This window comes from Paraburkholderia dioscoreae (assembly GCF_902459535.1).
In the GTDB taxonomy this organism is placed as follows: domain Bacteria; phylum Pseudomonadota; class Gammaproteobacteria; order Burkholderiales; family Burkholderiaceae; genus Paraburkholderia; species Paraburkholderia dioscoreae.
In genome coordinates this window covers 3544708-3571482 of record NZ_LR699553.1, presented here as the reverse complement: position 1 = coordinate 3571482, position 26775 = coordinate 3544708, and the positions used below count along the sequence as shown (strand labels likewise).

Genomic DNA, 26775 nt, shown 5'->3' with positions numbered 1-26775 from the left:
CAAGCGGATCAATTGTTGAGCTTGAGAAAAAGATTCTTGGCCGGGACGGACGGGAAGAGCGGTAGAGCCAGATCCTTTGACGAAGTTGCCGCTTGCCAACGGAGCATTCGGAAAGTATCTGGAGCGGGCGATGGGAATCGAACCCACGGCTCTAGCTTGGGAAGCTAGGGTATTACCATTATACGACGCCCGCAGAGCCCGCCATTCTACGCGCGTTTCGCATGATTTGGCAAACGAGGAGGTTGACCGCCCATCGGAAAGCTTATCTGCTGCGAAAACCCGTGTGCGGTGAATGCCGGTTTAGCGCCAGCTGCGTGGTGAATGTCTCCTGCCATCTCGGGCGTCTCTTCGAAATTTCTCCTCGGCGGCATCACCGGTCTTGACGGGCCGTCGTGCCATTCAACGCGCGTCGCCGCCTCCCATGTGGGCAATCGCGACCGCGCTTCGTACGCGTTATCGGGGGGCGCGAAGGCCGTGCAGACCGAGTCGCGACACAAACTCGCCGATTGCCGATCAGTTCGAAGAAATTGAACGCAGATGGAAGCGCGTATTAATACGAAACCAATCCATTAGAGCCGTCGGGCCAAATCCGATTTTGATTCGTTCTGCATCATATTCATTGGCATCAAAGGGCTGATCTCAAAAAATTCAAATAAATATTAAAGCTTATTGAAATCCCGCCGTTTGCTCCCCTTGCGTCCTTTCCAATTGTTACAGCAATTCATGCGATTTCACTCCGTCAAGCGGATTGCTGGAATGATTTATCGAACTGGCGCTGACAGCAAACATCGAGATCAAATTACTAACTACGAACGGGCGCGACGCAGCGAATCTGATTGGCTGTGCAACCGCCCCAAAAACAAAAAATGGATATGAAAAACAAGGCTAAATTGACGTTATCTCTGCTCGCTTCGCTCGCTCTGGCAGCTTGCGGCGGCGGTGGTGGCGACGGGGGCAATCCGACGCCGACGCCTTCGGCCGGCAGCGCTTCGTCACCGTCGGTGGCGAGCGCTCCCGCCCCGGCTAGCGCGCCGGCTTCGTCGGCGGCCCTCAATGGCGAACCGTTGCCGAGTCTGTCCAGTCCGCAAAGCGGTTCGGCTGCGGCCGTGGGCAACGGTGTGGAAGGGATCTGGGTCACCCAGTCCGGCGTCGACAAGACCACGGCGCTCATCGATCCGCAGGGCAACATCTCTTACCTGGATACGGTAGCCGGTTTCGGCATCTCGCAATTCTTCGGCGTGCTCGCGGCCACCTCGCCGAACTGGACGCTCACCTCGGGCACCGCTTTCATCTCCAACTTCTACTATCCGACGACCTCCGGTTCGGGTTCTTTCGTCAACAAGCAGACATTCACCGGCACCTACGTCGAGAACGGCAACACGGTGAACCTGTCCTGGAACTACGATGCCGCGAATGCGCTCGCCGTGACGCAGTCGAGCGTGGCGGGCACGTGGGCGGAAACCGGGTCGTCGCTGACGATTGCAAGCGACGGCACACTAAGCGGCACCCTGAGCAATTGCCCGGTCTCCGGAACGTTGCTGCTCGCCACGCCGTCGTCGGCGAAGAACCTCTACACGTTGAGCGTGACCGGCACGACCGCGTCCTGCACGCTGAAATCCGGCGCGACATACTCCGGCAATGCCGCGATTACGTTCCTGCCGATCACGAGCAGCAATCTGTACGTCCGCACGATTTTCTTCATGATCAAGACGGCGACCAACACGACGGTCGCCTACGGTCAGTTGACGAAGCAATAAGCGAAACATGAAGCGAAGCCGCCGCCTGTGAGGGCGGCGGCTGAATGCGGCGGGCAGCGGGCGGCGTCAGATCACGAAGTAAGTCAGTTGCACGGCCGCGCGGGTGACCACCATCAGCAGTACCTGCACGATCACGAACAGCAGAATCGGCGAGAGGTCGATGCCACCGAGTTGCGGCACCACGCGGCGCAGCGGATTCAGGAACGGCGCCGTCAACTGGTACAGAATCGGCATGGCGGGCGAGCGTGGATTGAGCCACGACAGCAGCGCCATCAGGATCGTCATCCAGATGATCAGATTCAGTGCCCATTTGATCAGCGTGAGCACCGCGACGATCAGCAGCGTCGGCAGCAGCGTGAGCGGATCGGCGCCGGTCAGGACCACCATCAGCACCACATAGACGATGGCCGCGATCAGGGCGGCGACAAGGCTCGCCCAGTCGATCTTGCGCGTGCTCGGCAGGATATGCCGCAACGGCAGGACGATCCAGTTGGTGGCCTGCAGCACGGCGTTCGTGACGGGGTTGTAGGGCGGCATGCGCACGACCTGCAACCAGGCGCGCAGCAACAGCGCAGCGCCGAACAGCGTGAAGACGGTATTGAGCAGAAAACGGGCGATATCGCCAAACATCTCGTGTCCTTATCCTTCGGATGACGGCCGCCGACCGGCCGCAGGGTGCCGGCGCTTTTCGATCGGCGCGCCGGCGGTTTCATTTGGATTGCCCGCGCCCTTACTGCGGCAGAGCGCGTTATGCGTCGTCTCGAGCGGCCGTGCGGTGCCGCGATGCCACGGCTTGCAGGTCACGTTCGACGACGGCTATCGGTATTACAGGCCCGCATTCGTGCCGCGTCCGCTGGGCATCACACGGAAATCTTGATCTCGCTGATCAGGGTTGTGCCGTTGCCGGCGTCGGTGTAGTTCGGAATGTCGGCCATCAGTTGCTCGGAGACCGACTTGAAGACCTTGTAGAAGTCGTCCGTGCTGTCGAACAGGAAGTGACCCGCGGCGACATACGGCGGCGGCGTTCCGGGTGGTCCGGCGTTGATGCCGACGTCGACCGACCAGCCTTTCAGGGACGGCCCGAACAGCTTTGCCGCGAGCGGCATATGCGTGACGCAGTAATAGTCCACGTCGAAGTGGCCGTTTTCCCGATACGGATAAAGGATGCTGACCTTGATCATTGTGCGTTCTCGTCTGTTGGTCCCGATGCGCGGCGCTGGCGGATTGCGTGCGGCGCCGGACGTCACATTATCACGGCTTACTTGACGCTTGCACCTGCTGCGGCCTGATTCAGCGACCGGCTGAGCGATTCTTCCACGGCCTGAGAGATGGCTTCGATCGCGGCGGGCGGCGTGGCGCGCCGTTCAGCCAGTTCTACTGCGCGGCGCGTCAGCAATCCGTAGAGCGCGGCATGGTCGCCCCCGAGCCCTTCCAGCAACGCCAGCTGCTTGCGCACCACGCCCGTGTCGCCTCGCGAAACGGGGCCCGCGAGCGCGTTCGGCAGGCCTTTGTCGCGAGCGGTTTCGATGGTGCCGGAGAGCATCGGCAGCAGGGCGCGCAGCGCGTCGTCTTCGGCAAAGCCGAGCGTACGCCACAGCGCGACGCATTCCGCGAGGCTGCACAGCGCGAAGCTGGCGGCGTAGTGCGCGGCAGCGTGATAAAGCATGCGGCCGCCCGGCGGAATCGACAGCGGATGGCAGCGCAGCGCGACGGCCAGTGCCGTCAGTTCGTCCTTGAGCGCGCCATCGGCTTCGATCGTCACCGAGCAACCGGCGATGCGCTCGAGATCGGCGAGGTCGCCGCTAAACAGGTACAGTGGATGAAAACCGCCGATCGCGGCACCCTGGTCACGCGCCGGGGCGAGCAATTCGACCGGCGAGGCGCCGCTGCAATGCACGAGTGCCTTGCCGTACGGGCCAGCCGCACGGTCCGGAATGAACCGGAGTGTGTGTGCTGACGTACCGATGCTGTCGTCAGGAACCGCTAAAAAGACGATATCGGCGGCGTCGACCACCTGTTGAGGGTTGTCGAATGCCGCGCAATGCCCAATTTGACTGGCAAGCCGGCTGGCCGAGGCCGCCGAGCGGCTCGCTACCGCCGTGACCGGGTAACCGGCTCGTGAAAAGCACAGCGCCAGACAACGCGCGAGCCGGCCCGCGCCGATGAAACCGAGGCGCGGCAGAGAGGACTGGGACATGGTTGCCTGCTCCAGACGGAATATTTGACCGGGAAAGCAGAAGTATCGCGCATCCGTTGCGCTTGCGGCGCGGCTTGGCGGCGACTTTGGTCTGATCAGTGCGCGCACGATATGGCGCGTTTGGCCGGTCATGTGGCGCCATGCGCCCCGTGGGCTTGAAAACTGCTCACAATGGCCGCATTGGCTTTGTTAGCCGGTTTGGCAGTTGCTGTTCCGGGTATTTCGTCTCGCAGTCAGATTCGGGAGGTTCAAGATGAATATTTTTTCTTACCGAAAGCACTTGCGGTTCCTGACGCATGCACAGCGCCGTCGCTGGTGGGACCAGAAAAAGCGCCTGACGCCGCGCGTGCGGATCAGCGGCGCCTATGTGCCGCCGAGCGTGTCCCGCGAATTTGCATATGTGAAGGTTGGCTGAAACGGCGTCCTTTGCAGGTAAGAAATGCCCGGTCCATTGGCCGGGCATTTTTCATTTTGGGGCGTCCATTGACGACGTCAGGATTGAAGCTAATTTGTAATCAAAGATTACTGGAAGCGAATGTCTTACGGCCGCATAGGCGTATCGCGCCCCGCTGGGATCCGCTCATGCAGGCACAATCCTTGAGTTTTCAGTGCTTTGCGAAACCCGTCTGCGGCGCATTGCCTCAGCGTGTATTACGGGCTTTTGTGGTCAATTGCAATTTGCAACAAATGCGAACAGATACGCGCGGTCTTTTTCGATACATTGATTTCATGGCATGCAGCGCATGCGAAGTCGGCGACCTGGGTGGGCCGCGCTAGGAGAATAAAGTGAAAAAGATCGTTCCGTTTGTCGTTGCCGCAGCACTCGGCCTGGGACTCGCCGGTGCCGCTGAGGCGCACGTTTCTGTGGGTATCGGCATCGGGGTTCCGATGGCGCCGGCTTACCCGGTTTATGCCGCGCCGCCTCCGGTGTACTACGCGCCGCCTCCGCCGGTCTATGCCCCGCCGGTCGTCTACGCTCCGCCGCCTGCAGTGGTGGTAGGCGGATATTACGGCGGCTATGGCCGTCCTTATTATCATCACGGCTACTACCGCGGTTACTACGGCCACGGCTACTATCGCCGCTGATCGCGGACAGCAGGCATAAGGCTGTGTTGACGGCGTAACGCCGGCTTGATCGCCGGGTTACGCCGTTTGTGTTTTTGCTGCGCGTCCAACGTTCCAAACCTTCATCGAAGCTGGGAGAATGGCTGTTTCGCCACCGCTCTGGAGAGTTTCGCCGATGCAAGCGCTTCCCGCTCCCACTTTCGACGACGTACTCGACGCCTCAGCGCGTCTTGAAGGCGTCGCCCACCGCACCCCTGTTCTGACCTCCAGCACGTTTAACGAACGAACGGGCGCGTCGGTGTTCTTCAAGTGCGAGAATTTTCAGCGCATGGGCGCCTTCAAGTTTCGCGGCGCCTATAACGCGATCTCGCATTTCGACGCGGAGCAACGCAAAGCCGGTGTGCTGACGTATTCGTCGGGTAACCATGCGCAGGCAATTGCATTGTCGGCGCGCCTTGCCGGCATTCGCGCGACGATCATCATGCCGCACGACGCACCGGCCGCCAAAGTCGCGGCAACCAAAGGCTACGGCGGAGAAGTGATCACCTACGACCGCTACACCGAGAACCGCGAAGAGATCGGCCGGCGTCTCGCGGGGGAGCGTGGCATGACGCTGATTCCACCATACGATCATCCGCATGTGATCGCCGGGCAAGGCACGGCGGTGAAAGAACTGATCGAGGAAACCGGCCCGCTCGACATGCTGTTCGTGTGCCTCGGCGGCGGTGGACTGATCAGCGGCAGCGCGCTGTCCGCCGCGGCACTGAACCCGGCGTGCACGGTGATCGGCATCGAGCCGGAGGCGGGCAACGACGGCCAGCAGTCGCTGGCGCGCGGCGAGATCGTACATATCGACACGCCGCGCACGATCGCCGACGGCGCAGCCTCCACGCATCTCGGCGACTACACGTTTGCGATCATCCGCAAGCTGGTCGCGCGGATCGAAACGGTCAGCGACGAGCAGTTGATCGACACGATGCGCTTTTTCGCACAGCGCATGAAGATCGTGGTCGAGCCGACGGGGTGTCTCGGCGCGGCGGCGGTGCTCAACGGTATCGTGCCGGTGAAGGGCAAGCGTGTCGGTGTGGTGGTCAGCGGCGGCAACGTCGATCTGGAAAAGCTCGCGCAGTATCTCGCCTGATACGTCGCGTGGGCGGGTGTTGTCGCGCTCGCGGGACCTGATGACCTGATATGTGAATGTGACGCTTGATCGAACACGGCTCGCACGACGCGAGCCGTTGTTATATCAGCTTGCCGCGTGCGCGGTTTGCACGATCAGGTCGCGATAGCCGTTGACGATCACGCTATACGAGAAGTAAGCAAACAGCAGCGCGGACAGCACGTGACAGGCGCGCAGCAAACCGGTGCCGGCGCGTTTGCGTCCGTGACTGCCGAGTCCGCAGATAAAGATCGTCCAGCACAGACCGCCGAGAAAGAATCCACCGAGAAACACCGGCGCGGTCGTCACGCTCGTGGCGCCGGCTTTCGCGATCAGCGCGCCGCCCACCGCAGCGAACCAAAGAATCGCCGAAGGCGACGATATGGCCAGTAAGACGCCGCGCAAAAACCCGCGCCACGCTGACAGATGCGGCGCATTTGCGTCCGCCTCGCAGGCCACCGCGGGCGCCGTGGCCGGATACATTGCTTCGCGCGCCATCTTCCAGGTCAGGAAAAGCAGGATTGCCGCGCCACCAATCCACACTACCCAGCGCACCGATTCGAACTGCAGTAACGCAGCCATGCCAGCGAGCGCGAGCGCCGCATAGATCAGATCGCCGATACACGAGCCGAGACCGAGCCAGAAGCCCGGTTTGAAGCCATGCGAAAGCGTCAGGGAAATCATGGCGACGTTCACGAGACCGATATCCAGACACAGCGACAACGACAGAAAAAATCCATCCGACATCATTGAAAAGGCATGCATCCGCGCAACTGCTCCGTTCGTTCTGTTATTTCACGCTTGTTGTACGGCCTGCCTTAGAGGCCCAACTCGTTCCACAAGGAATCGATGCGCTGTTTGACCGCGGCGTCCATGACGATTGGGCGGCCCCATTCGCGGTCGGTTTCGCCTGGCCATTTGTTGGTCGCGTCGAGACCCATCTTCGATCCGAGTCCGGCCACGGGCGAGGCGAAATCCAGGTAGTCGATCGGCGTGCGGTCCACCAGCACCGTGTCGCGCGCCGGATCGATGCGCGTGGTGATCGCCCAGATCACCTCCTTCCAGTCGCGGATGTTCACGTCCTCGTCGACCACGACAATGAACTTCGTGTACATGAATTGCCGCAAGAAACTCCACACGCCGAACATCACGCGTTTGGCGTGACCGGGGTAGCTCTTCTTCATCTGCACGATGGCCATGCGGTAGCTGCAGCCTTCGGGCGGCAGATAGAAGTCCGTGATCTCGGCGAACTGCTTCTGCAGCAGCGGCACGAACACTTCGTTGAGCGCGACGCCAAGTACAGCGGGCTCATCGGGTGGTTTGCCGGTGTAGGTGGAGTGATAGATCGCGTCGCGCCGCATGGTGATGCGCTCGACGGTGAAAACGGGGAACCACTCCTGCTCGTTGTAATAGCCGGTGTGGTCGCCGTACGGGCCTTCCAGCGCATGTTCGTACGCCGCCGAAGCGCCCTTGAGCGGACGCGGCGGCGCGCCTGCGGGAGCGGGCGAGGGCGCGCCCTCCTGCGGATAGATGAAGCCTTCCAGCACGATCTCGGCGCGAGCGGGCACCTGCAAGCCGTCGACGCCCGGCGTGAGGCACTTCGCGAGCTCCGTGCGGCCGCCGCGCAGCAGGCCGGCGAACTGGTATTCGGAGAGCGTGTCGGGCACCGGCGTGACCGCGCCGAGGATCGTCGCCGGATCTGCGCCCAGCACGACGGCCACTGGATACGGCTTGCCCGGATTCTGCAGCGCGAACTCGCGGAAATCGAGCGCGCCGCCGCGATGCGCGAGCCATCGCATGATCAGTTTGTTGCGCCCGATCAGTTGCTGGCGATATATGCCTAAGTTTTGTCGGGACTTGTTGGGGCCTTTTGTCACGGTCAGGCCCCATGTAATCAGAGGGCCGGCGTCGCCCGGCCAGCAGGTCTGAATGGGCAGCCTGGCGAGGTCGACATCGTTGCCTTCCCAGACGATTTCCTGGCAGGGCGGCGCGCTCACGGTTTTGGGCGCCATGTCCCAAACCGCCTTTGCGAGCGAGAACAGTTTGCCGGCGTCCTTGAGCCCTTTCGGCGGCTCGGGCTCCTTCAATGCGGAGAGCAGGCGGCCCACGTCACGCAGCGACTCGAGCGCGGCGCCGTCGCCTTCACCTGCTTGCGCGTCGACCCCCATACCCAGCGCGACCCGCCGGGGTGTGCCGAACAGGTTGCCGAGCACGGGGAACGCATGCTGCGCCTTGCTCTCAAACAGCAGAGCGGGACCGCCGGCGCGCAGCACGCGATCGCATAACTCGGTCATTTCCAGGACAGGTGAAACGTTTTGCGAGATACGGCGCAGTTCACCGATCGTCTCTAGACGGCCGACGAAATCGCGCAGGTCTTTGTATTTCATCTGGTGCGGTTCAGTGCCGCGCAAGCGGCGGGAAGGAGAGGCGCGACAGGGCTTCGCGGCGCCAGAACAATTGTCGATTTTACCTGTGTTGGCAGTCGCGCGTGGATTGGCCAAACGGGCTAGGCGAGACGGAGGAATCGAGATCGCTCAAAAGGCGCATGCCGCGCGGTTCTTGACCGACTGAACACCGTTCGTTATTACAATTAGTTATACATTTGCCTATCTATAGTGTTGACGATCTATAAAACCCTGCATAGAATCCGTCCACATTGGTTGCAGGGCGTGAACCTTTTTACCACTGCCCCCGGTCCCATCAGACGCAACGCGTCACCGTTTACCGAACCCCTGCACGGTATCCGACGGCCTTATTGAAGTTCTCGCCAGCGCCAACTGACGCTGGTTTTTCGCGTGGGAGCCACCGCCCGCATGCTTTTGACATGCCGCGGACCTCTATCAGGACGGCTCCCCACAAACGGTATTTGCCGTTTTCCCGACGTCGCTGCTGCCCTAACCAGACAGAGCACGCGATGTCTTGACTCTGCGAACGTGCGTTACCGCCTCTTCATCCGGCGGAGTTCGCGGATCATGCAACATGGGAGATCTGAATGAACGCCTGGTTATCGTGGCGTCCCGATGAGCGTATTGCGCAGGTTGTGCGTGGTGTGCTGCGTCGCGGGACGCGAATGAGTCATCATCTGTTCAGCATCGTCGGCGGTATCGCCGTTGTGCTGACCGTCGCACTGTGGCTGATGCCGGCCCTGCGCGGCACGCTAGCCGCCAAACTGATGCCGGTCATCTCGGCTGCCGTGCAAGCCGGTCCCGCCCGTTTGCTGCAGGGCAACCCGCTGCCGGCTTTCGGACCGCCGGGCGGCGCGTCTTCCGACGACTCGCTGTCCGCCAGCTCTAACGGCTCCGACGCCGCCAGCGGCACGAGCAACGGTAGCAACGGCAACGCTGGCGTTACCGTGAGCAACACCGGCTTTGACGGCGCATTCGACGCCACCGGTTCGACCGGCATGGGCGTCGCGGCGCTCAATGGCCTCGATCCCCGCACCATGCAAAGCGTGACCGCGCTGGCGCGGCTGATTCCGTCGCAGCGTGTATCCGCCGACGCGCGCGACGACCGCGTGCTGGTTTCGACCCGCGAGCAGGATCTGGTTGCGTCCTATCTGGCACGGCGCTATCGCGTCGCTCAGGAGCCCGTCAGCGAGCTCGTGAAGGCCGCATTCGACACCGGCCGCGAAGTCGGTCTCGATCCGCTGCTGCTGCTGTCGGTGATGGCGATCGAATCCGGTTTCAACCCGTACGCTGAAAGCGGCGTCGGCGCGCAAGGCCTGATGCAGGTCATGTCCAAGGTGCACTCCGACAAGTTCCAGTATTTCGGCGGCCAGAGCGCGGCGCTCGAACCGGTTGCGAACATCAAGGTGGGCGCACTGGTGCTGAAGGATTGCATCGCACGCGGCGGCTCGCTGCCGGGCGGCTTGCGCCTGTACGTCGGTTCGTCATCGCAGGACGATGGCGGTTACGGCGCCAAGGTGATGGCCGAGCGTGGCCGTCTGCGCGACGTGGCGCGTGGCCGCAAGGTTCCGGTCAACGCGCCGCAGGCACCGGTTCTGACCGCGTCGACCAATAGCAGCGCGGCTGCCGCGCCTGCCAGCAACGGCAAACGTGTGCAGGTGACGCTCGAGGGTAGCCACCCGTTGAGCGCGTCGACTTCGGTGAAGACGCCGGTTTCCGAGCAGGACGACGCGAGTTCGAACGTCACGAAGCACGTGGCATCGGCTTCGGAGTTGGGCGCTTGAGGTTCGTGGCGTAAAGCTGGCGGCTCGGCAGGAGCAGCAACAAAAAAGGACACTCGGATGAGTGTCCTTTTTTTTGTGTGGTGGTTGAGAGCGCCGTTGCTTCGCTCAGCCTTTCCCGAAGAGCTTCGCTAACCGGTCGACCGCTTCTTCCAGCTTTGGATAGGCCGTGGCGTACGACAGCCGGATATAGTCCTTCGGCGCGTGCGTACCGAAATCCATGCCCGGAACCAGCACCACGCCCGCATCGTGCAGCATGGCTTGGGTGAGCGCCGCGCTGTCGCCGGCGGCAGGATGCGCGACCGTGCGGCAATCCGCGTATACGTAGAAAGCGCCGTCCGGCATGACCGGCACCGAGAAGCCGAGCGATTGCAGCGCCGGCGCGATGAAGTCACGGCGACGCTTGAATTCCAGACGCCGCGCTTCGTAGATTGCGATCGTGTCCGGTTCGAAGCAGGCGAGCGCCGCGTGCTGGGCCAGCGCGGAGGCGCAGATGAACAGGTTTTGCGCGAGCTTTTCGAACGCGCTGACCATGCCGGGCGGGACCACCAGCCAGCCCAGACGCCAGCCCGTCATGTTGAAGTACTTCGAGAAGCTGTTGACGGTGACGACGTCGTCGCCGAATGAGAGCGCCGAGACGGGCTTCGCGTCGTAGCTCAGGCCCTGGTAGATTTCGTCGACGATGGTGAAGCCGCCACGTGCCCGTACGGCCTTGACGATGCGCTCCAGCTCATCCGGCTCGACCGACGTGCCGGTCGGATTCGACGGCGACGCGAGCAGCACGCCACGGGTGCGCTCGTTCCAGAGCCGCTCGACGTCGGCGGCGGTCAACTGGAAACGTTCCGCTGGGCCGCTCGGCACCATTACCGGTTTGCCTTCGGCGGCGATCACGAAATGACGGTTGCATGGATAGCACGGGTCGGGCATCAGCACTTCGTCGTCGCGATCCACCAGCGCCGCGCAAGCCAGCAGCAATGCCGCCGATGCGCCGGCGGTGACGACGATCCGCGCCGGATCGACGCTGACACCGTAGAAGTCGGCGTAATGCGCCGAGATCGCTTCGCGCAGCGCGTGCAGGCCAAGCGCGTTGGTATATTGCGTGACGCCGCGGCGCAGCGCGTTCGCGGCTGCCTCGATAACCGGCTCGGGCGCCGTGAAATCAGGCTCGCCGATTCCCATGTGAATGATGTCGCGCCCGTCGCGTTCGAGAAGCGCGGCTTCCTTGGCCAGCTCCATTACATAGAAAGGCTGGATGGCATCCACGCGTGCAGCAAGCCGCACCAGGGGTTCCGTCACGGAGTTCATACGATCAAATCCAGTTCAGAAGCAAAAGCGGGACGGCTTATTGCGCGTACGCTCATGCGCAGCACGCCGTCCTTGCAAGCAGTTTCGTTGCGTTGCATCCAGCAAAGCGCGCGACGGAATCGCACCGTAGTCATGCGCCTCGCGCTCAACGCTTGCGAGCCGCCTGCGTTTCGTCCACGCGCAGTTGGGCCGACAGCTTGTCCAGCACGCCGTTCACGTACTTGTAGCCGTCCGCGCCGCCGAACGTCTTGGCGAGTTCAACCGCTTCGTTGATGACCACGCGATAAGGGATATCGACGTGATTCTTCAGTTCGAACGCGGCGACCAGCAGCACGGCGCGTTCGACGGGCGAGAGCTGCTCGATCGGGCGGTCGAGACAAGGAACGATGTCCGCGGACAGTGCTTCCGAATCGCGGATCACGCCGTGCAGGAGGGCGTTCAGATGTTCGTGGTCAGCCTTGTCGAAGCCTTGCGCACCGCGCAGCTGCGCGTCGATTTCACCGCCGGGCGAGCCCGACAGCAGCCACTGGTAAAGCCCCTGCGTGGCCAGTTCGCGGGAGCGTCGGCGAGCGCTCTTCATGCCTCTTCCTCTTCGTCTTCTTCTTCGTCGTCGCCGCCGAGTTGTTCGAGCGCGACCGCGAGATTCGCCATTTCGACAGCCACGCGCGCTGCGTCGCGACCCTTCTCGGTCATGCGTGCAACGGCTTGCTCGTCGTTTTCGGTAGTCAGCACCGCGTTCGCGACCGGAATGCCGAAGTCGAGGCCGATACGCGTAATGCCCGCGCCGCTTTCGTTCGAGACCAGTTCGAAGTGGTACGTTTCGCCGCGAATCACCGCGCCGAGCGCGATCAGTGCGTCGAATTGCGCGCTTTCGGCGAGCTTTTGCAACGCCAACGGGATTTCCAGCGCGCCCGGCACCGTGACGAGCAGCACGTCTTCCCCGGTTACGCCGAGGCGTTCGAGTTCTTCGATGCAGGAGTCCGCGAGACCATTGCAAACGGGTTCGTTAAAGCGCGCCTGGACGATGCCGATACGCAGTCCGTCGCCGTCGAGGTTCGGTTGATATTGTCCGATTTCCATGTGAATTCCGTAGTGTTTTGAGTAAGCGCCAGGCGCGAGAATGGTCGGATCAGCCTTGTTGCGGAGCCTGTGCGGTGCTGCCTGGCATCGGCACGAAGCCCGTGACTTCGAGACCGTAGCCCGACATGCTGCCCAGCTTGCGCGGGTTCGACAGCACCTGCATCTTGCCGACACCGAGCTCGCGCAGAATCTGCGCACCGATGCCGTACGTCTTGAAGTCGACCGGGCGGCGTTTGAGCGCCTCGGCTCTTTCCTTCGAGTCGAACGCTTTGAAAACGTCGATGAGATGGTCTTTCGAGTCGCCGCAGTTCAGCAGCACGATCACACCGCAGTCGCGTCTGGCGATCTCTTTCATGGCCGCGTCCAGCGTCCACGAGTGGGTGGATTCGCCCACTTCGAGCAGATCCAGCACCGATAGCGGTTCATGCACGCGCACCAGCGTGTCCTGATCCGTGCACGGCGCGCCGCGCACCAGTGCGATGTGTGGCTGGCCGCTCGGCTGGTCGAGATACATGACCGCGCGAAACGCGCCGTGCGCCGTCTGCATGGTGCGCTCGCAAATGCGCTCGACGATCGATTCCGTGCGGCTGCGATAGTGGATCAGATCCGCGATCGTGCCGATTTTCAGGCCGTGTTCCTTCGCGAATTCCATCAGGTCCGGCAGGCGCGCCATCGTGCCGTCGTCGTTGATGACTTCGCAGATCACCGCGGCCGGCGTGAGGCCTGCCAGCGCGGTGAAATCGCAGCCCGCCTCGGTGTGGCCGGCGCGCACCAGCACGCCGCCGGGCTGGGCCATGATCGGGAACACGTGGCCCGGCTGCACGATGTGCTCGGCTTTGGCGTCCGGCGCGACCGCGGTGGCGATCGTGCGGGCGCGGTCGGCCGCCGAGATGCCGGTGGTGACGCCTTCGGCCGCTTCGATACTGACGGTGAACGCCGTGCCGTACTGGGTGCCGTTGCGGTAGGTCATGAGCGGCAGGTTCAGCAGCTTGCAGCGTTCCTGCGTAAGCGTCAGGCAGATCAGGCCACGGCCGTAGCGGGCCATGAAGTTGATCGCTTCCGGCGTGACGAATTCGGCGGCGATCACGAGGTCGCCCTCGTTTTCGCGGTCTTCTTCGTCGACGAGGATCACCATCCGGCCGGCTTTCAGTTCGGCGATGATCTCTAGAGTGGAGGCGAGCGTCATGAGTTGGCGAGAGTTTCGAAGAAAGCGCGTATTTTACGCCACGCGCGTCGCCAAGTCGCCTCCGCCGAACGGCATAGGCCGTTTGGCCGACTGGCGATGAGCCGTCGGCCGTTGCTATGCTCGTTGAAAACGATGGACGCATGAACCGGCTGAAAGCGGCGGAGCGCCGCCGCCAGCGCATGCGTGGCCGGGTTGCGGTCTGTTATTTCGGTGCGTTCAGCATCCGCTCCACGTACCGCGCAACTATGTCGAGTCCGACCGGAAACGCTTGCTGTATAAGGCTGAGGCGCGAAGCCGCGGCCAGTATACCGTCAGAAATAATGTCATTTAACGGCTGCTGTATGGAGAGACGTCAGCAGACGGTGATGGATGCACCATTGCAGGCAGTCGGTGTGATGCATTCTTGAATGAATCATAGGCTTGCCACCGTGAAAGTCGAGCCTCCTTTCGTTGAAGCCGAATTTCACGACCCTGCGATTTCAAATTATGGCCGCTGGCGCTGGAGCGTCAGTCGGCTCTCAACAAAAGACATTGGCACATATACGAACGAGGCGAACGAGGGCTCATTTTTTGCCGGAGTGTTCGTCCACGCCACCCGATCGCAGCCAATCGACGAAATCCCTCATATGCACAGGCTTATCGGCATCCAGCGGCACCAATGCAAAGTAAGTCGCTCCCTTCGAGGTCAGATCGGGAAAAGGTTTCTGTAGACGCCCTGCAGTGCAGTCGGCATCGAGCGTTGGAAATGGTCCGATACCAAAACCCAAGCCGTCGACCACGGCCTGCAAGGTCACAAAAAAGTGATCGAATCTCAAGGTTCGACTGGCTCGAAGCGAGGGTTGACCGACGGCTTGAGTCCATCTCTCCCAATCGCTCGGACGAGATTCCGTGGTAAGCCATGTTTCGGCGGCAAGTTGTTCGACCGACGAGATCGTGGTTTGCTCGATCAGCGCCGGGCTCGCGATCACCGTGTTGCGCTCCTCAAATAATGGCCATGCCTGATATTGCCCGTCCGCGGGTACTTCGCGACGAATCGCCAGATCGAAACTGCCGCGCAGTGCGGAATCGGTCGTCAGCGTCGTGGAGACGCGCACATCTACATCTGGGCAGATTTCCGTGAACAAGGGCAGGCGAGGAATCAGCCAGCGCATTGCGACCGTCGCCGGCGCGCTGACCCGAATTACTTTACGGTGCTGGCTCTTGCCATAGCGTTCCGCCGCGTCCGCAATGTGGTCGAAAGCCGCGCTGATTTCTCGGGCAAAGGCTCGTGCGTGCCCGGACGCGACCATGCGTTGCCCATCGCGCACGAACAGAGGCTGGCCGAGCCAGTCTTCAAGGATGGTGATATGACGGCTCACGGCGCCGTGCGTCAGGTTGAGCTCACGCGCGGCTGCTGAGTAGCTGCCTGCGCGCGCGGCGACTTCGAACACGCGGAGGGCGTTGAGTGGGGGAAGCTTCGATCGCATGTGTGAGTTTATTTGGCGTAATCCGGATAATTTTGTCGATTGTGTGAGTAAATTGATCATCATACGCTGACGTCATTCCACTCAGAAAGGTGTCCCCATGACCCAGCAGATCACCGTCAACTCTCGAACTTATCAATTGCCCTCTGCGCCGACGATCGTGGTGTGTGTCGACGGCTGCGAGCAGGAATACATTAATCAGGCGATCTTGGCCGACAAAGCGCCGTTTCTGGCCAGCTTGCGTTCGTTCGGCACCGTGCTGGCCGGGGACTGCGTCGTGCCGTCGTTCACCAACCCGAACAATCTGTCGATCGTCACGGGCGCGCCGCCGTCGGTACATGGTATTTGCGGCAATTTCTTTTTCGACGAGGAGACGCAGACGGAAGTCCTGATGAACGACGCCAAATACCTGCGCGCGCCCACCATTCTTGCGGAGATGGCTCGCGCGGGTCAGCGCGTCGCCGTCGTTACCGCGAAGGACAAGCTGCGCAGTCTGCTCGGACACCGGCTGGAAGGGATCTGTTTTTCGGCTGAAAAGGCCGACCAGGTGAACCTCGACGAGCACGGTATCAGGAACATCGTGGCGAGAGTCGGCATGCCTGTGCCGTCCGTGTACAGCGCAGAGCTTTCGGAGTTCGTGTTTGCCGCTGGGCTTTCCATCTTGCGTGAAGAGCGCCCTGATCTGATGTACCTCTCTACAACAGATTACGTCCAGCATAAGCACGCTCCCGGCACGCCAGAAGCCAACGGTTTTTACGCGATGATGGACGGTTACCTGGCGCGCTATCACGCCGAGGGCGCCGTGTTGGCCACCACGGCTGACCACGGCATGAATGCGAAGACCGATGCCATTGGCCGGCCAAATATCGTGTTTCTGCAAGATAGGCTCGATGCGCGATACGGCGCGCACGCGACGCGTGTGCTCCTGCCAATCACTGATCCGTATGTCGTGCATCACGGCGCGCTCGGCTCCTACGCTACGGTGTACCTGCGCGATCAAGACGAACAGAAACAGCGCGACGTGGCAGCGTTCCTCGCGGCTATCGACGGCGTCGAGGCGGTATTGACCCGTGCACAGGCTAGCGAGCGATTCGAGTTGCCGTCCGACAGGATCGGTGAACTCGTGGTGCTCGGCGAAAGGCTCACGGTGCTCGGCAGCGCAGCCGACAAACATGACCTGTCCGGGCTCACCATGCCGCTGCGCTCTCACGGCGGTGTGTCCGAACAGAAAGTGCCGCTCATTTTCAATCGCAAGCTCGGTGGCAACGACGGCACGCGGCGCTTGCGCAATTTCGATGTCATCGATCTCGCACTCAATCACCTCGTCTGATAACGAAAAACGGTTAGCACGGCAAAGACCGCGCGCCCCATGGAGACAGTAATGCCCACAGATACGCCTGATTGGGCACAATGCAGCTCGGCTGGGTCTGGATCTTCCGTCTCGCGCCGCTTTCCATGCTGCTGGGCGCACTGGTGTTGTTGCTATTTGTTTCTGAACGACCGGAGGCTCAGCATCTGCCCGCTGCTGAAAAATCGGAAGAGGCGGCCTCTCCAGCGGAGTCGGAGGATGAGCTGACGAGCGCGCAGCGATACGCGCTCGTGATGAAGAACTGGAGGCTCTACATCACGGGTCTCGCAATCGGCTTCCAGAACGCAGCACGGTACGCGTTGGTGGTCTGGGTGCCGGTCCATTTTCTCGGCATGGACTGGAAGACTTCATCGGCGCTGATCGACCCGAAGTGGATCACGGTCGCGTTACCGGTAGGCATGGCGCTCGGCTCGCTGTCGAATAGCTGGATATCCGACGTATTGTTTCAAGGGCGCCGCTATATGGCGATCGTCTGGTACATGGTGCTGGCCTGCGCGACGGCGATCTTCATGATGTTCGTGCCGCACGGTAGTATGTTTGCGATCGTGCTTCTGTTTTTGTGCGGCTTTTTTGTCTTCGGGCCGGCATCCTCTTTCTGGGCCTTGTGTCCTGATATTTTCGGGCGCCGCGCTGCGGGGACAGCAACAGGTGTGCTCAACACCATGTCGTACATGTTCGCTGGCATCGGCGAACCGGTTATCGGCCACATTATCGATACCACCGGCCATACGTCGATCATCTTTCCGACTGTCGCAGGGCTTTGCGCAGCAAGCGCAGCGCTTTCGATGCTGATCAAGCGCTGACGAATCGCGTCGTGCGAACCGGGATGGAATTCTCGATGCGTTTCTATTGCTACAAGTCGATTCGTGGACGGCCGTTTTTATCTCGGGAGCGGCCGTTTAGTGCGCGATGACTCGAATGGCCGAGTTGGGTCTTGGATTCAAGGTCGCGTGCTGCCGATCGACGCCAGGAAGTGCTCCGCACCATCAACGCGCTCGTTGAGCGAGCGCGGGGCGCCCACGTACCGGTCATCTGGGTCCGTCACTCCGACGAAGACCTGGAAGCTGGAAGTAATGCGTGGCAGATCGTCGACGGACTTTCGCCAGGACCGGAGGAAGTGATTATCGAAAAGCATTACCGCGACGCGTTCGAAGGCACCGACCTCGAACAGGCCTTATCGAAGCTCGGCGTTGGCAAACTCATCGTGACCGGAGTGCAAACGGACATGTGCATTCGCTCGACAGTGCACGGCGGCCTTGTGCGCGGCTACGACGTAACTCTGGCCAGCGATGCGCACACGACCGAAGACATGACTCGATGGGGCGCGCCACCGCCGGCCAGCGTGATCGCGCACACAAATCTTTACTGGAGCAATCAACGCGCGCCGGGGCGCGCGGGCGGCATCGTAGCGGGCAAAGACGTCGATTTTGGACTCTTCGCTGGTTGATGAAGGACGAACGAAGTAAGCTGCCTGGGTATCGAGCCGTAGCATTATCTTGCTGACCACTGTCCACCCTGAACAGCCGCTTTTACCTGCCCCTCCTCAACGGCCGCTTTAGCAGCCGGAACAGCCGCGCTTCTGAGGCATTTCCTTGCGATCCCAAGGCGGTTCATCGCCGAACGTCTCGGCGAGGTAATCGACAAACCGGCGCACCTTGAGCGGTATGCGCCGCGCGCTCGGATAAACCGCCTGAATCGTCAGATCAGCCGCACGATAGGCCGGCAGCAGCGCTACGAGTTCTCCGCTTCGGATGTGCGCTCCGAATACGAAGGTCGGACCGTACACGATGCCCGCTCCGGCAATAGCGGAGGCGAGCAGCATCTGGGTGTTGTTGGCCGTCATTCGGCAAGGTCCGTCGATGACGTGCGCGCGGTTTTGCCTGTCGTGCAATGTCCAGTCTCCGGCCGACACGGCCTCGCTGAACGCAAGTCGTTGCGCGCGCAGCAAGTCGTCCGGCTTGCGCGGCGTTCCGTGGCGCTTGAGGTAGGCGGGAGACGCACACACAACCATCCGGCACGGCGCAAGCCGGCGCGTCACAAGTCCCGGATCCTCCAGTTTTCCGATCCGGATTGCGACGTCAACGCCCGCATCGATGAGATCGACGTAGCGGTCTCCGAGCAGCACTTCCACGTTGACATGCGGATGGTCCTCCATGTAGCGCGCCGCAACCTCGCCCAAGTGCATCGCACCGAACGTGACAGGCGCTGCGATGCGCAGCACACCGCGCGCCGTGCCTTGCGAATCGCTCGCTTCCCGCTTCGCTTCGTCGAAGGCTTCGAGAATCCGCTTGCAGCGTTCGTAGTAAGTCTGGCCGGTATCGGTCAGCCTCAAGCGCCGTGTGGTGCGGTGGAGTAGCTGTGCATTCAGTTCGGCCTCGAGGGCGCTCACGTGCTTGCCGGCCATCGCTGCCGATAGTCCGAAGCGGCGCGCCGCCGCGGCAAAGCTGCCTTCCTCGACAGCGGCGACGAATACTCCGAGGCTCGTGAGCCGGTCCATTTTGCCCTCCCATTCGATAGCAGCATTATCGACTGAACACACCGATCTGGTAATTATCAAACTGAAGACTTGAATCTACTATGCGGGCATCAGCTAACGGACAAGGGGCACGAAAATGGTAATCAAGTCGAACGACACGCGGATTCACGTCACGCAGCGGGGCAGCGGCGAGTTGGCGCTGGTGTTCCTGCACTACTACGGCGGCTCGTCGCGCACATGGGATGCGGTATCAGGCGAATTGTCCGACCGCTATCGAATCGTTGCCACCGATCACCGGGGCTGGGGTGATTCCGAGGCGCCCGCCGACGGCTACCGCATTGCCGATCTCGCCGCGGATGCCGAAGGCGTTATCGAAGCGCTGGGGCTGCGGCGCTACGTTCTAGTCGGTCATTCAATGGGCGGGAAGGTTGCTCAACTTATCGCATCGCGCCGGCCGGGCGGGCTCGAAGGTCTTGTGCTCGTCGCGCCGTCGCCGCCGTCGCCGATGCTCCTTTCTGACGAGCAACGTGCGACCTTGACCGGCGCGTATCAAACGCGCGAATCGGTGGAATTCGTTATCGATCACGTCCTGACAGCAAAGCCGCTCGACGCCGCTCGCCGCGAGCAAGTCATCGAGGACAGCCTGAGGGGCGCACCGGAGGCTAAAGCGGGCTGGCCAAACGTGGCCATGCGCGAAGACATTACCGAGGCGACGGCGGCAATCGACGCGCCGACCATCGTCATCTCCGGCGAGCTTGACCAGGTGGATCGCGTCGCAACACTGCAGGCGGAGCTGCTGCCTCGCATCCCGCACGCGGCGATGCACGTCCTGCCCGGCACGGGACACTTGTCGCCGTTGGAGGCGCCCGCCGAGGTGGCGCGGCTCATCGCGCGATTCGCCGCAGCGATCGAGAGCAAGTCAGCCGTGTGTAACTCGCCCGAGCAGATCCCGGTCGCTTTCGATGCGGCGCTGAACGCGGGCGATCTCGATGCCCTGCTCGGTACGTTTAGCAATCTGGCCACGATGCGGATGACGAATGGCGAGGTGGTACAGGAAAGCCCCGCCGGTTTGCGCGTCGGCCTCGCTCAGTTGCTGGCACTGCGCCCGCACATCCGTAACGAAGTGCGTCGTGTACTGACGAGCGGCGACATAGCCCTCGTCCTGCTCGACTGGACCCTGAACGTGACGCTACCGGACGGTCACGAGCACGAAGAGCGCGGCACTGCTACGCAGGTTATGGAAAAGGGGCGCGACGGTGGGTGGAGACTGCGGATCTCCAATCCGCTTGGGCTGAACTGAATGGCACCGGAATCCCGTCTACGAGCCGCGATGGAACCTGAACGATGAACGCGTCGGCATCGATCTTCAGGCTGTGCTCGTAGCTGACTCGATAATCATATGGGTATGGTGCGGCCTGCGGTCGGGGCGGGTAACTAATGTGGCGTTCGGCTTGCAGTTTTTCACTGTCCAGCGGCATACGTAGAAAGCAGCAAAAAGTCGCGAATTCTCCGCGCGATTATGTTGAGTCTGGCTGAAAACGCTTGGCTTGTATAGGTAAGGCTGCGAAGCGTCGCCAGTATACCGTCAGAAATACCGTCACTTGACGGTGTCTGCAGCGAGACACTGGTAGACGGTGCTGGATTGGCGTTTCCGCACGGCGCAGGTCGGGCAATGGCACAGAACTGCGTGGGCCGGTTCGACGGGCTCATTTCGACCTGAAGAGGCACTCCGCGAACTGGGGTGAGCGGCCGATCAAGAGAGAGAGGCGCGGACATTCGTTGGCGCGTGGTCCTTGACCCGCTTGTCGGACGGCTGCGCACTTACCACGTATATTTGACGCCCGCGCGCACCGCATACTGGTAGTAACTCTGCTGCCCCCAGGCGCCGGAGACGTTCGTCCACCCAGTCCACCGCTTTCCGAGGTCAGCGTTGACGCCTACCTTCACTTCGAACTGGTTGTGCGGATACATCGTGCCGACCGGCACCTGATTGAAGCTCACACTGCTGGTCGTATCCGTATACCACCAGTTCAATGTGAGGTATGGCTGCACCTTACGGTCGTCGGCCCTCTCCCATGTGCGGCTGGTGCGAACGCCAAGCCGCGTGATGACGCCGTTCGAATCCGCTCCGCTGATGCGTGTGCCGTTAGGCTCCGTGATGTCGTTCTCGTTGTAGTCGATATAGATGAGTTGTGCCTGGGGTTCGACGACCCAATCGTGCGGCAGAGGTAGCGCATATCCGACTTCGCCCGACGCGCCAAGGCCATGCGCATGATACTGGACCGTCGGCAGCAGATCGCCTTCGACCTGGTTCGTGAACCATCCGTACTGAAACCAGGTGTCGACATAGGCGCCCAGCTTCCGTTCGTCGTTCTGGTACCAGGTGCCATAAGCACCAACGGACCAGCCTTCGACGTTGCCCTTGGCATGGGCCGGATTGCCCTGCGCTTCGGCATCGGTGCTGGCGTTGCCGTAGCTCGCCATGACGCCAACGTGCAGCCTGTCGGTCTCACTCGCAAGCTTCCATTTTGCGATTTCGAGGCCGCCGTTCAGCAGGAATGAGTCAGTGCTGGTCTTGAAGATTCCGTTACTGCTTTCGGACCCTTCCCATCTTCCCACCACCCGTAGCCAACCGGACTGTGGTTTGTCGGATGCGGGATCGAAACCCTGTCCTTCGACGTACTGAGGCTCGCCCAGGCGGTCGTGCAGGCTATGGACGAACATCATCCCCGCGACCCGCTGATTCGCCAGATAGGCTCCCACCTCCGGCCGATACAGCGGGGCGCCGGGCGTTGGCTCGGGCGGTCCAGGTGGTTCGGGGTTTGGCGGAGGCACCGGAGACTCTTCCGAGCGCAGATACCATGCATCGGTCGCGGTTCCCTGGTCGTTCCCACGGAATAGCCTGTATTCATAGGGGCCCGCTACGGCACGTCCATTCAGCGCAAATGCATTTGGATCGCTCGCTGCGGGCGACTTGTCGAGAATGTCCACCACGGCTATCCCGTTATCGCTCGTGACGGCGCCGACGCCACCGATGTTATTGACCTGGATGCGGGTCGGACCTCCCGGACCGGTGCGGGTCGAATCGACCACCAGCATGTCGGACTGGCTGTGTGCGCCACCTTGATTGAGCACCGTGTTCAGCTTCAGCGTGCCACCGTTCGACACGAATACGCCACCGCCGTCCTGGCCAGCGGTCTGTCCGCCGCCGATGACAAGTACATTGCCCACCGCACGAGCGCCACCCGTGAGATCGATCATGCCGCTGTTCGTGAACGTGTTCACGCCAAGTATCTGCCCCTGCACCGCGCCACCCGGCAGGGGCGTGTTGCTCGCCTGACCCAGAGGTAGATATGCACCTGCCGCGTTGAAAGTGCTCATGTCACCCGATGGCTGAGCATTCAGATTGAGCGTGCCGATATTGTTGACCGCGTTGCCGCCGCTCGTCCCCAGGTTGCTCACCGCGACGTTCCAGGTGTCCCGTGTGCCGGACCCAACGCTGTCGACGAAACTGCGCAGATTCCAGATGCCACTGTTGTTGACGGTGACCTTCGACGTTGTCGCATTGACCACGCCGGTTATCTCGCCCGAGTTGGCGAAGCTGAATACCGATGGCGAACCCGCGCTGACCGTCGACAGCGGCGTTGGCGCGGCGACCAGTGTTGGGTCGATCGGTTGAAGCACGACGTTGTCGGCAGATCCGAGGCCGGAGGTATCGGCAAGTACCGCAACGTCGCTCAGTGCCTGGATGCTCGACGTGTTGCTCAGCGTCTGGGTTGCGCCACCGAGCGAAACTCCGACGCTCGCCCCCCAGCCCGCGCTCACCGGCGCGCTGTTGCGGATGTCGACGGAGCCGCCTTGCGTACGTCCATCGATGCCGGTTGAAGTGGTTCCGCGCGTGGTGACCGAGCCCTCGTTGACGATCGAGATAGATGCGGCGCCCGCCCCCTCGGCGAGAATGCCGGCGCTCCCGGTTGCGCCATAGGTCTGAATGGCGCCCTGGTTCGAGATAGTTTGTGTGCCCGTTGACGAGCGCGTGTGAATGCCCTGCTGTCGGTTGCCCCGGGCGACGAGCGCGCCGGTGTTGGCCACTGTTAGTGTACCCAGGCCAGTTCCTGTATATGCATTGGCTGCAAGGATTGCCGCGCCGGTTCCGTTCACGTCGATGCCGGAGCCCGTGAACGTAACGCTGACATCGCCGCCCTGGCTGTACCCCTGGAGACCGAACGACGAGATACCGGTGCCGTCGCCGCTGCCCGCGTTGGAATGAGTGATGATATTGCCCTGCGCAGTGATGCCTACCGTCCCGGTTGCGGATGTCGCAGTGGCATAAATGGCATTGGCCAGGGTGTTGAAGGTCTCGATCTGGTTGCCCGTGTAGATTACCTGAACGTTTCCGCCGCTCGAATCGGCGCGAATTCCGCCGGCACCCGAGCCTTGTACGGTGATGTTGCCGCCATAGTTCACCGTAGCGTTCCCGAGTTCGGTACCGACGAGTATTCCCTGACCGCGCGTCGTCAATGGGTTACCGAGCACTGAGATGTTACCGTTGCCCGTAACAATGACGCTACCGTTGCCTCTGCCCGTTAGAAACATGGCTCGCGATCCGTCCACTGCGCTCGCGCCGCCGACTGTCAACTCGCCATTGTTTTCGACCGAGATAGGACCAGCCGTATTGGTGTTGTCGTTTGCATAGATACCGTGAGCGGCAGAGCCGGTCGTTGTGATCGCTCCAGCGTTTGAGATATCGATCGCGCCGCCGCCAGACGTGGAACGAATACCGAAGCCGTTCAGGCCGTCAGTGGTGATTGAGCCGGTGTTGTGAACTGAAACGGAACCGGTCGCGCCCTCGGTATAGATGCCGAATGCATTGGAGCCATGGGCTTGAATCGTGGCCGCGTTGTCGATTGTCGTGGCGCCCGATCCTGTGGAGCGGATGTGGAGGCCAGCATGGTTGCGCGCTCCAGAGGCGGAATTGGTGTTATCGACCGACAGCGTAACTCCGCTGCCCGTCTGCGCATTGACCGTGCCAGTATTAGCCGCTTTTATCCATAACGCATTACCGCCCGCGGTGGAGATCGTGCCGCTGCCGTTGTGAACTACCGAAGCGTTACCGCTCCCTGTGCTGGCGACGTCGAGGCCGTCGTGCTCGTCCCCGGTTACGGCATTGGTGATGTTCAGCGTCGCGCCGGGGGCCACGGAAACGCTCGCACTTCCCGCCGAATTGTTCGATATGGCAACCCCATCCTGACTAGTGCCCTGCATCGTGATCGCGGTCGTGCCGCTCTGGAAGACGGCAGAGGCGTTCCCTGTGCCGCTCGTCACGCGAACCTGCACCCCGTTTGCTGCGGCGCCGCCGCTATTGGTGACCGTTGTGCCCGACAAGGACGCCGTCGCATCGGCGGCGCGGGCGGTGACGTTGATACTCGTTCCGGTGGGGGTCGTGAACGTCGTACCCGTCGTCGTCGTAACGGTCGCGGGCGTTCCGACCGCCGGCGTGCAGACAGCGCTGGCATAGATGCCAGAGGCCAACCCGCAAGGCGCAGTCTGAGCTCGCGCCGCAGTGGAGCAGAAAAAAATTGCCCCGACCTCTGTCATCAGGATTACTGACGAGCGCGCTGGTAGTTCGAATTTCACGTTCAAGGCCAACTTTCTTGAGGTCGACTTCATCCGGCTCTCCTTCAACGAATGCGCGTCAGAAGGCGAATCGAAAGGAATGATAGGACAAATCGCAAGAGAAGATCGCGATTTAATCGGATGAAGACATCCAGTCGTCAGCTGATCGTTGCCTGGCGGGAGGTTCGCAACAAATAGACAGCAGGTGCCCTACTAGGTAAAAGACTACTGAAATGGGCCGCGCGTGTTCGATTCACAGGGTGAGCACGGATACCGATGTCAAGCTGCGTACGGTGGCGAAAATCGACCTTGATGGGAAGGCAACTTTCCTGTCGACCGGCCATACGAAAAAGCAGGTCAACAATCTACAAACCCGGCGGCGCGCTTGAGTCGTGCGCTGAGCATCTGGAAAGGTCCAATTGCCATCCAGGATTTCGGTACTTGAGCAATACAACCGGTCATCCAGTTTTACTCTCTACTAATTCGTAGCTAGTTGAAAAACGGCCACCAAAGACCCAGCGCAACGCTGACTATGCTCGACCCTGAGGGGTCATATTATGTGCCGTCGTAAGCGACCGATAGCAAGCGGGGAGCGGTTCTTCTGTAAGCTAGATATTCGCCAGCTAATGGTTTTCTACAATGTCAGGCAAAGCCCACGTCTTATCGAAAAACGGCTGGGTTGGACCATACCAGCGGAAATAAGCAAACCAGCCTTGGCCCGGCAACGTCTTCACCCAGTTGCTGCCTACGCCCGCCGGCGCTTGTGGCCCGAAATAAATATCCACCGATCCGTCAGCTTGCATCTGCAACTTGTCTTTACTCGACACGCCCGCTTTCATCGTATCGGTAGCGATCATCGAGCGTGTCAGATTATCGTAGACAGTGACCGCCCAGAACTCCTTGGCCGGAACGTTTGCTGGTACGTGGAGGATGTATTGCTTGCCACCATCCCGCGTTTGCACAGGCTCCTCCTGGATCATGCGGGCGAGCCGGCCATAAAAAGTACTATCGAATGCGACGGTGCCGTCGAATAATTTCCCGGCCATGTCGACGAAGCGTTGCTCAGGTGGATGAGAGCGCGACGCAAGGGGATAAAGCCTCAGCCGCTTTACCAGCAGGATGGCCTTTGTTACGTCAGAGTCAGACGATGTGGCAGGGATCGCACGGAATAGCGCATATCCGTTATAGGTGGCGGGGCGCAGTGGAATGTAGCCCGACGGGATCGTGCCTTTGTAGCCAGGTGGGAGGATGAGGTACTTGCCGCCCTTTGTCGCGGCTTCTATGCGTGATCGGCTTCAGACGCCAGTTGCGATCGATGAACTTCACGATCGACGCATGATCCCACGTACTGGTGCACAACACGTCCACCGCGCGAGTATGGCGACACGACGATCATCGGAATGCGCGGGCCATCGCCGAAAAAGTCGAGCGGCTCGATGTAGCCGGAATCGTAGTAGCCACCGCCTTCGTCAGTCGTGGCCCGTCTCATGAAAAGGTATCAGGCAGAGTTCGGCAATGAAGCGACATCCGCGTCGGAAACGAAACGTCCACATGCGCGTTGCCTGCAGATATCCAGTTCTACGAAGACCTGCAGCGCAACATTGCGTAGCGCCGACGACGATTGGCATCGGGATACGCCGTTGGCATTCGGATCGGTACACTCTTGTCGTTCAATGACCAAACGGACTGGCGGAAATGTCGAGTTGGTGCGCAATACGACCAGTCTGATATGGAAACTATAGCCACCGTCTCCTGTATCCGCGTCGTTGTCCTCTTCGTCATGACTTTCCCACTAAGGCGTGGCAGCATGCATGGGCGCCCGCTCGCAACGGAGATGCCTTCGTTGTGTGTGTGTGTTGCGAGATCGCGACACCGACAGGTGATAGCGGCAAAGATGAGATTGACCCTCGGGCGGT

At 61.2% G+C, this 26775-nt stretch carries 21 protein-coding genes, 1 tRNA gene and 2 pseudogenes; 8 read left to right on the top strand and 16 right to left on the bottom strand.

Annotation, left to right across the window (positions count from 1 at the left end; all coding sequences use genetic code 11):
- Window positions 1-119 precede the first annotated feature (119 nt).
- Window positions 120-193 (bottom strand) — tRNA-Gly (locus PDMSB3_RS16045).
- Window positions 194-866: 673 nt separating this feature from the next.
- Between PDMSB3_RS16045 and PDMSB3_RS16040 the strand changes: the two genes are divergently transcribed.
- Window positions 867-1757, top strand: coding sequence for a hypothetical protein (locus PDMSB3_RS16040; protein ID WP_165186896.1), 891 nt, complete (start codon window positions 867-869; stop codon window positions 1755-1757).
- A gap of 66 nt (window positions 1758-1823) precedes the next feature.
- Here the strand turns inward: PDMSB3_RS16040 and PDMSB3_RS16035 are convergent, their stop codons facing one another.
- The 3 genes from PDMSB3_RS16035 to PDMSB3_RS16025 all read right to left on the bottom strand — a co-directional run bounded on the left by PDMSB3_RS16035 (window position 1824) and on the right by PDMSB3_RS16025 (window position 3954).
- Window positions 1824-2387 (bottom strand): YggT family protein, encoded by a 564-nt coding sequence (locus PDMSB3_RS16035; RefSeq protein WP_007180740.1) that lies wholly within the window; start codon window positions 2385-2387, stop codon window positions 1824-1826.
- A 230-nt stretch (window positions 2388-2617) separates the two neighbouring features.
- Window positions 2618-2938: an EthD family reductase gene (locus PDMSB3_RS16030; RefSeq protein WP_007180741.1), complete on the bottom strand. Its 321-nt coding sequence runs from the start codon at window positions 2936-2938 to the stop codon at window positions 2618-2620.
- A gap of 77 nt (window positions 2939-3015) precedes the next feature.
- A complete protein-coding gene (locus tag PDMSB3_RS16025; RefSeq protein ID WP_007180742.1) occupies window positions 3016-3954 on the bottom strand; it encodes a Rossmann-like and DUF2520 domain-containing protein in 939 nt (312 codons plus the stop codon).
- Between the two features lie 786 nt (window positions 3955-4740).
- Here PDMSB3_RS16025 and PDMSB3_RS16020 point away from each other — a divergent pair.
- On the top strand, window positions 4741-5040 hold the full coding sequence (locus PDMSB3_RS16020; protein ID WP_007180744.1) for a hypothetical protein: 300 nt from the start codon (window positions 4741-4743) through the stop codon (window positions 5038-5040).
- A 154-nt stretch (window positions 5041-5194) separates the two neighbouring features.
- Window positions 5195-6160, top strand: a complete 966-nt coding sequence (locus tag PDMSB3_RS16015; protein ID WP_007180745.1) for a threo-3-hydroxy-L-aspartate ammonia-lyase — start codon at window positions 5195-5197, stop codon at window positions 6158-6160.
- 105 nt (window positions 6161-6265) lie between these two features.
- Here PDMSB3_RS16015 and PDMSB3_RS16010 read toward each other — a convergent pair whose 3' ends face one another.
- Both PDMSB3_RS16010 and ubiD read right to left on the bottom strand, forming a co-directional pair.
- Window positions 6266-6943 (bottom strand): LysE family translocator, encoded by a 678-nt coding sequence (locus PDMSB3_RS16010; protein ID WP_007180746.1) that lies wholly within the window; start codon window positions 6941-6943, stop codon window positions 6266-6268.
- Window positions 6944-6996: 53 nt separating this feature from the next.
- On the bottom strand, window positions 6997-8565 hold the full coding sequence (gene ubiD / locus PDMSB3_RS16005) for a 4-hydroxy-3-polyprenylbenzoate decarboxylase (RefSeq protein WP_165186894.1): 1569 nt from the start codon (window positions 8563-8565) through the stop codon (window positions 6997-6999).
- 605 nt (window positions 8566-9170) lie between these two features.
- On the opposite strand from ubiD, the gene PDMSB3_RS16000 reads away from it, so the two are divergent.
- Window positions 9171-10367: a lytic transglycosylase domain-containing protein gene (locus PDMSB3_RS16000; protein ID WP_165186891.1), complete on the top strand. Its 1197-nt coding sequence runs from the start codon at window positions 9171-9173 to the stop codon at window positions 10365-10367.
- Between the two features lie 105 nt (window positions 10368-10472).
- Here PDMSB3_RS16000 and PDMSB3_RS15995 read toward each other — a convergent pair whose 3' ends face one another.
- The 5 genes from PDMSB3_RS15995 to PDMSB3_RS15975 form a co-directional block, all read right to left on the bottom strand.
- Window positions 10473-11669: a pyridoxal phosphate-dependent aminotransferase gene (locus PDMSB3_RS15995; RefSeq protein WP_007180749.1), complete on the bottom strand. Its 1197-nt coding sequence runs from the start codon at window positions 11667-11669 to the stop codon at window positions 10473-10475.
- Window positions 11670-11814: 145 nt separating this feature from the next.
- Entirely contained in the window at window positions 11815-12249 is a 435-nt protein-coding gene (nusB, locus tag PDMSB3_RS15990; RefSeq protein ID WP_007180750.1) for a transcription antitermination factor NusB, read from the bottom strand.
- Window positions 12246-12749, bottom strand: coding sequence for a 6,7-dimethyl-8-ribityllumazine synthase (gene ribH, locus PDMSB3_RS15985; protein WP_007180751.1), 504 nt, complete (start codon window positions 12747-12749; stop codon window positions 12246-12248). Before ribH ends, nusB begins: the two co-directional genes overlap by 4 nt.
- Window positions 12750-12798: 49 nt before the next feature.
- The gene (gene ribBA, locus PDMSB3_RS15980) at window positions 12799-13935 is read right to left on the bottom strand and encodes a bifunctional 3,4-dihydroxy-2-butanone-4-phosphate synthase/GTP cyclohydrolase II (protein WP_007180752.1); all 1137 of its coding nucleotides are present in this window, start codon (window positions 13933-13935) and stop codon (window positions 12799-12801) included.
- Window positions 13936-14498: 563 nt separating this feature from the next.
- On the bottom strand, window positions 14499-15401 hold the full coding sequence (locus PDMSB3_RS15975) for a LysR substrate-binding domain-containing protein (RefSeq protein WP_007180753.1): 903 nt from the start codon (window positions 15399-15401) through the stop codon (window positions 14499-14501).
- Between the two features lie 97 nt (window positions 15402-15498).
- Here PDMSB3_RS15975 and phnA point away from each other — a divergent pair, with 97 nt between their 5' ends.
- From phnA to PDMSB3_RS15960, 3 genes are all read left to right on the top strand, one after another.
- Window positions 15499-16728 (top strand): phosphonoacetate hydrolase, encoded by a 1230-nt coding sequence (gene phnA, locus PDMSB3_RS15970; protein WP_007180754.1) that lies wholly within the window; start codon window positions 15499-15501, stop codon window positions 16726-16728.
- Window positions 16729-16808: 80 nt separating this feature from the next.
- A complete protein-coding gene (locus tag PDMSB3_RS15965) occupies window positions 16809-17570 on the top strand; it encodes an MFS transporter (protein ID WP_035517929.1) in 762 nt (253 codons plus the stop codon).
- A gap of 131 nt (window positions 17571-17701) precedes the next feature.
- Window positions 17702-18214 (top strand): isochorismatase family protein, encoded by a 513-nt coding sequence (locus PDMSB3_RS15960; RefSeq protein WP_007180755.1) that lies wholly within the window; start codon window positions 17702-17704, stop codon window positions 18212-18214.
- Window positions 18215-18322: 108 nt separating this feature from the next.
- On the opposite strand, the gene PDMSB3_RS15955 is transcribed toward PDMSB3_RS15960, so the two are convergent.
- Complete coding sequence (locus PDMSB3_RS15955; RefSeq protein WP_007180756.1) at window positions 18323-19264, bottom strand: LysR family transcriptional regulator; 942 nt, start codon at window positions 19262-19264, stop codon at window positions 18323-18325.
- A gap of 115 nt (window positions 19265-19379) precedes the next feature.
- Between PDMSB3_RS15955 and PDMSB3_RS15950 the strand changes: the two genes are divergently transcribed.
- The gene (locus PDMSB3_RS15950; RefSeq protein ID WP_007180757.1) at window positions 19380-20543 is read left to right on the top strand and encodes an alpha/beta fold hydrolase; all 1164 of its coding nucleotides are present in this window, start codon (window positions 19380-19382) and stop codon (window positions 20541-20543) included.
- Between the two features lie 521 nt (window positions 20544-21064).
- Here the strand turns inward: PDMSB3_RS15950 and PDMSB3_RS15945 are convergent.
- The 4 genes and pseudogenes from PDMSB3_RS15945 to PDMSB3_RS15930 all read right to left on the bottom strand — a co-directional run.
- Window positions 21065-24913 carry an autotransporter outer membrane beta-barrel domain-containing protein gene (locus tag PDMSB3_RS15945; RefSeq protein ID WP_007180758.1) on the bottom strand — a complete coding sequence of 1283 codons (3849 nt, stop codon included), beginning with the start codon at window positions 24911-24913 and terminating at the stop codon, window positions 21065-21067.
- A gap of 569 nt (window positions 24914-25482) precedes the next feature.
- Window positions 25483-25905 (bottom strand): DUF1214 domain-containing protein, encoded by a 423-nt coding sequence (locus PDMSB3_RS15940; protein ID WP_035517931.1) that lies wholly within the window; start codon window positions 25903-25905, stop codon window positions 25483-25485.
- Window positions 25906-26007: 102 nt separating this feature from the next.
- Window positions 26008-26082, bottom strand: a pseudogene (locus tag PDMSB3_RS37880) (hypothetical protein); the annotation flags it as partial.
- A 22-nt stretch (window positions 26083-26104) separates the two neighbouring features.
- Window positions 26105-26336: pseudogene (locus tag PDMSB3_RS15930) on the bottom strand (alkaline phosphatase family protein); the annotation flags it as partial.
- Between the last annotated feature and the right edge of the window lie 439 nt (window positions 26337-26775).

Excerpts from the sequence above, each read along its gene's own strand:
- PDMSB3_RS16040 (WP_165186896.1), top strand. The coding sequence starts at position 867 with ATGGATATGAAAAACAAGGCTAAATTGACGTTATCTCTGCTCGCTTCG.
- PDMSB3_RS16035 (WP_007180740.1), bottom strand. The coding sequence starts at position 2,387 with ATGTTTGGCGATATCGCCCGTTTTCTGCTCAATACCGTCTTCACGCTG.
- PDMSB3_RS16030 (WP_007180741.1), bottom strand. The coding sequence starts at position 2,938 with ATGATCAAGGTCAGCATCCTTTATCCGTATCGGGAAAACGGCCACTTC.
- PDMSB3_RS16025 (WP_007180742.1), bottom strand. The coding sequence starts at position 3,954 with ATGTCCCAGTCCTCTCTGCCGCGCCTCGGTTTCATCGGCGCGGGCCGG.
- PDMSB3_RS16015 (WP_007180745.1), top strand. The coding sequence starts at position 5,195 with ATGCAAGCGCTTCCCGCTCCCACTTTCGACGACGTACTCGACGCCTCA.
- PDMSB3_RS16010 (WP_007180746.1), bottom strand. The coding sequence starts at position 6,943 with ATGCATGCCTTTTCAATGATGTCGGATGGATTTTTTCTGTCGTTGTCG.
- ubiD (WP_165186894.1), bottom strand. The coding sequence starts at position 8,565 with ATGAAATACAAAGACCTGCGCGATTTCGTCGGCCGTCTAGAGACGATC.
- PDMSB3_RS16000 (WP_165186891.1), top strand. The coding sequence starts at position 9,171 with ATGAACGCCTGGTTATCGTGGCGTCCCGATGAGCGTATTGCGCAGGTT.
- PDMSB3_RS15995 (WP_007180749.1), bottom strand. The coding sequence starts at position 11,669 with ATGAACTCCGTGACGGAACCCCTGGTGCGGCTTGCTGCACGCGTGGAT.
- nusB (WP_007180750.1), bottom strand. The coding sequence starts at position 12,249 with ATGAAGAGCGCTCGCCGACGCTCCCGCGAACTGGCCACGCAGGGGCTT.
- ribH (WP_007180751.1), bottom strand. The coding sequence starts at position 12,749 with ATGGAAATCGGACAATATCAACCGAACCTCGACGGCGACGGACTGCGT.
- ribBA (WP_007180752.1), bottom strand. The coding sequence starts at position 13,935 with ATGACGCTCGCCTCCACTCTAGAGATCATCGCCGAACTGAAAGCCGGC.
- PDMSB3_RS15975 (WP_007180753.1), bottom strand. The coding sequence starts at position 15,401 with ATGCGATCGAAGCTTCCCCCACTCAACGCCCTCCGCGTGTTCGAAGTC.
- phnA (WP_007180754.1), top strand. The coding sequence starts at position 15,499 with ATGACCCAGCAGATCACCGTCAACTCTCGAACTTATCAATTGCCCTCT.
- PDMSB3_RS15965 (WP_035517929.1), top strand. The coding sequence starts at position 16,809 with ATGCAGCTCGGCTGGGTCTGGATCTTCCGTCTCGCGCCGCTTTCCATG.
- PDMSB3_RS15955 (WP_007180756.1), bottom strand. The coding sequence starts at position 19,264 with ATGGACCGGCTCACGAGCCTCGGAGTATTCGTCGCCGCTGTCGAGGAA.
- PDMSB3_RS15950 (WP_007180757.1), top strand. The coding sequence starts at position 19,380 with ATGGTAATCAAGTCGAACGACACGCGGATTCACGTCACGCAGCGGGGC.
- PDMSB3_RS15945 (WP_007180758.1), bottom strand. The coding sequence starts at position 24,913 with ATGAAGTCGACCTCAAGAAAGTTGGCCTTGAACGTGAAATTCGAACTA.
- PDMSB3_RS15940 (WP_035517931.1), bottom strand. The coding sequence starts at position 25,905 with ATGGCCGGGAAATTATTCGACGGCACCGTCGCATTCGATAGTACTTTT.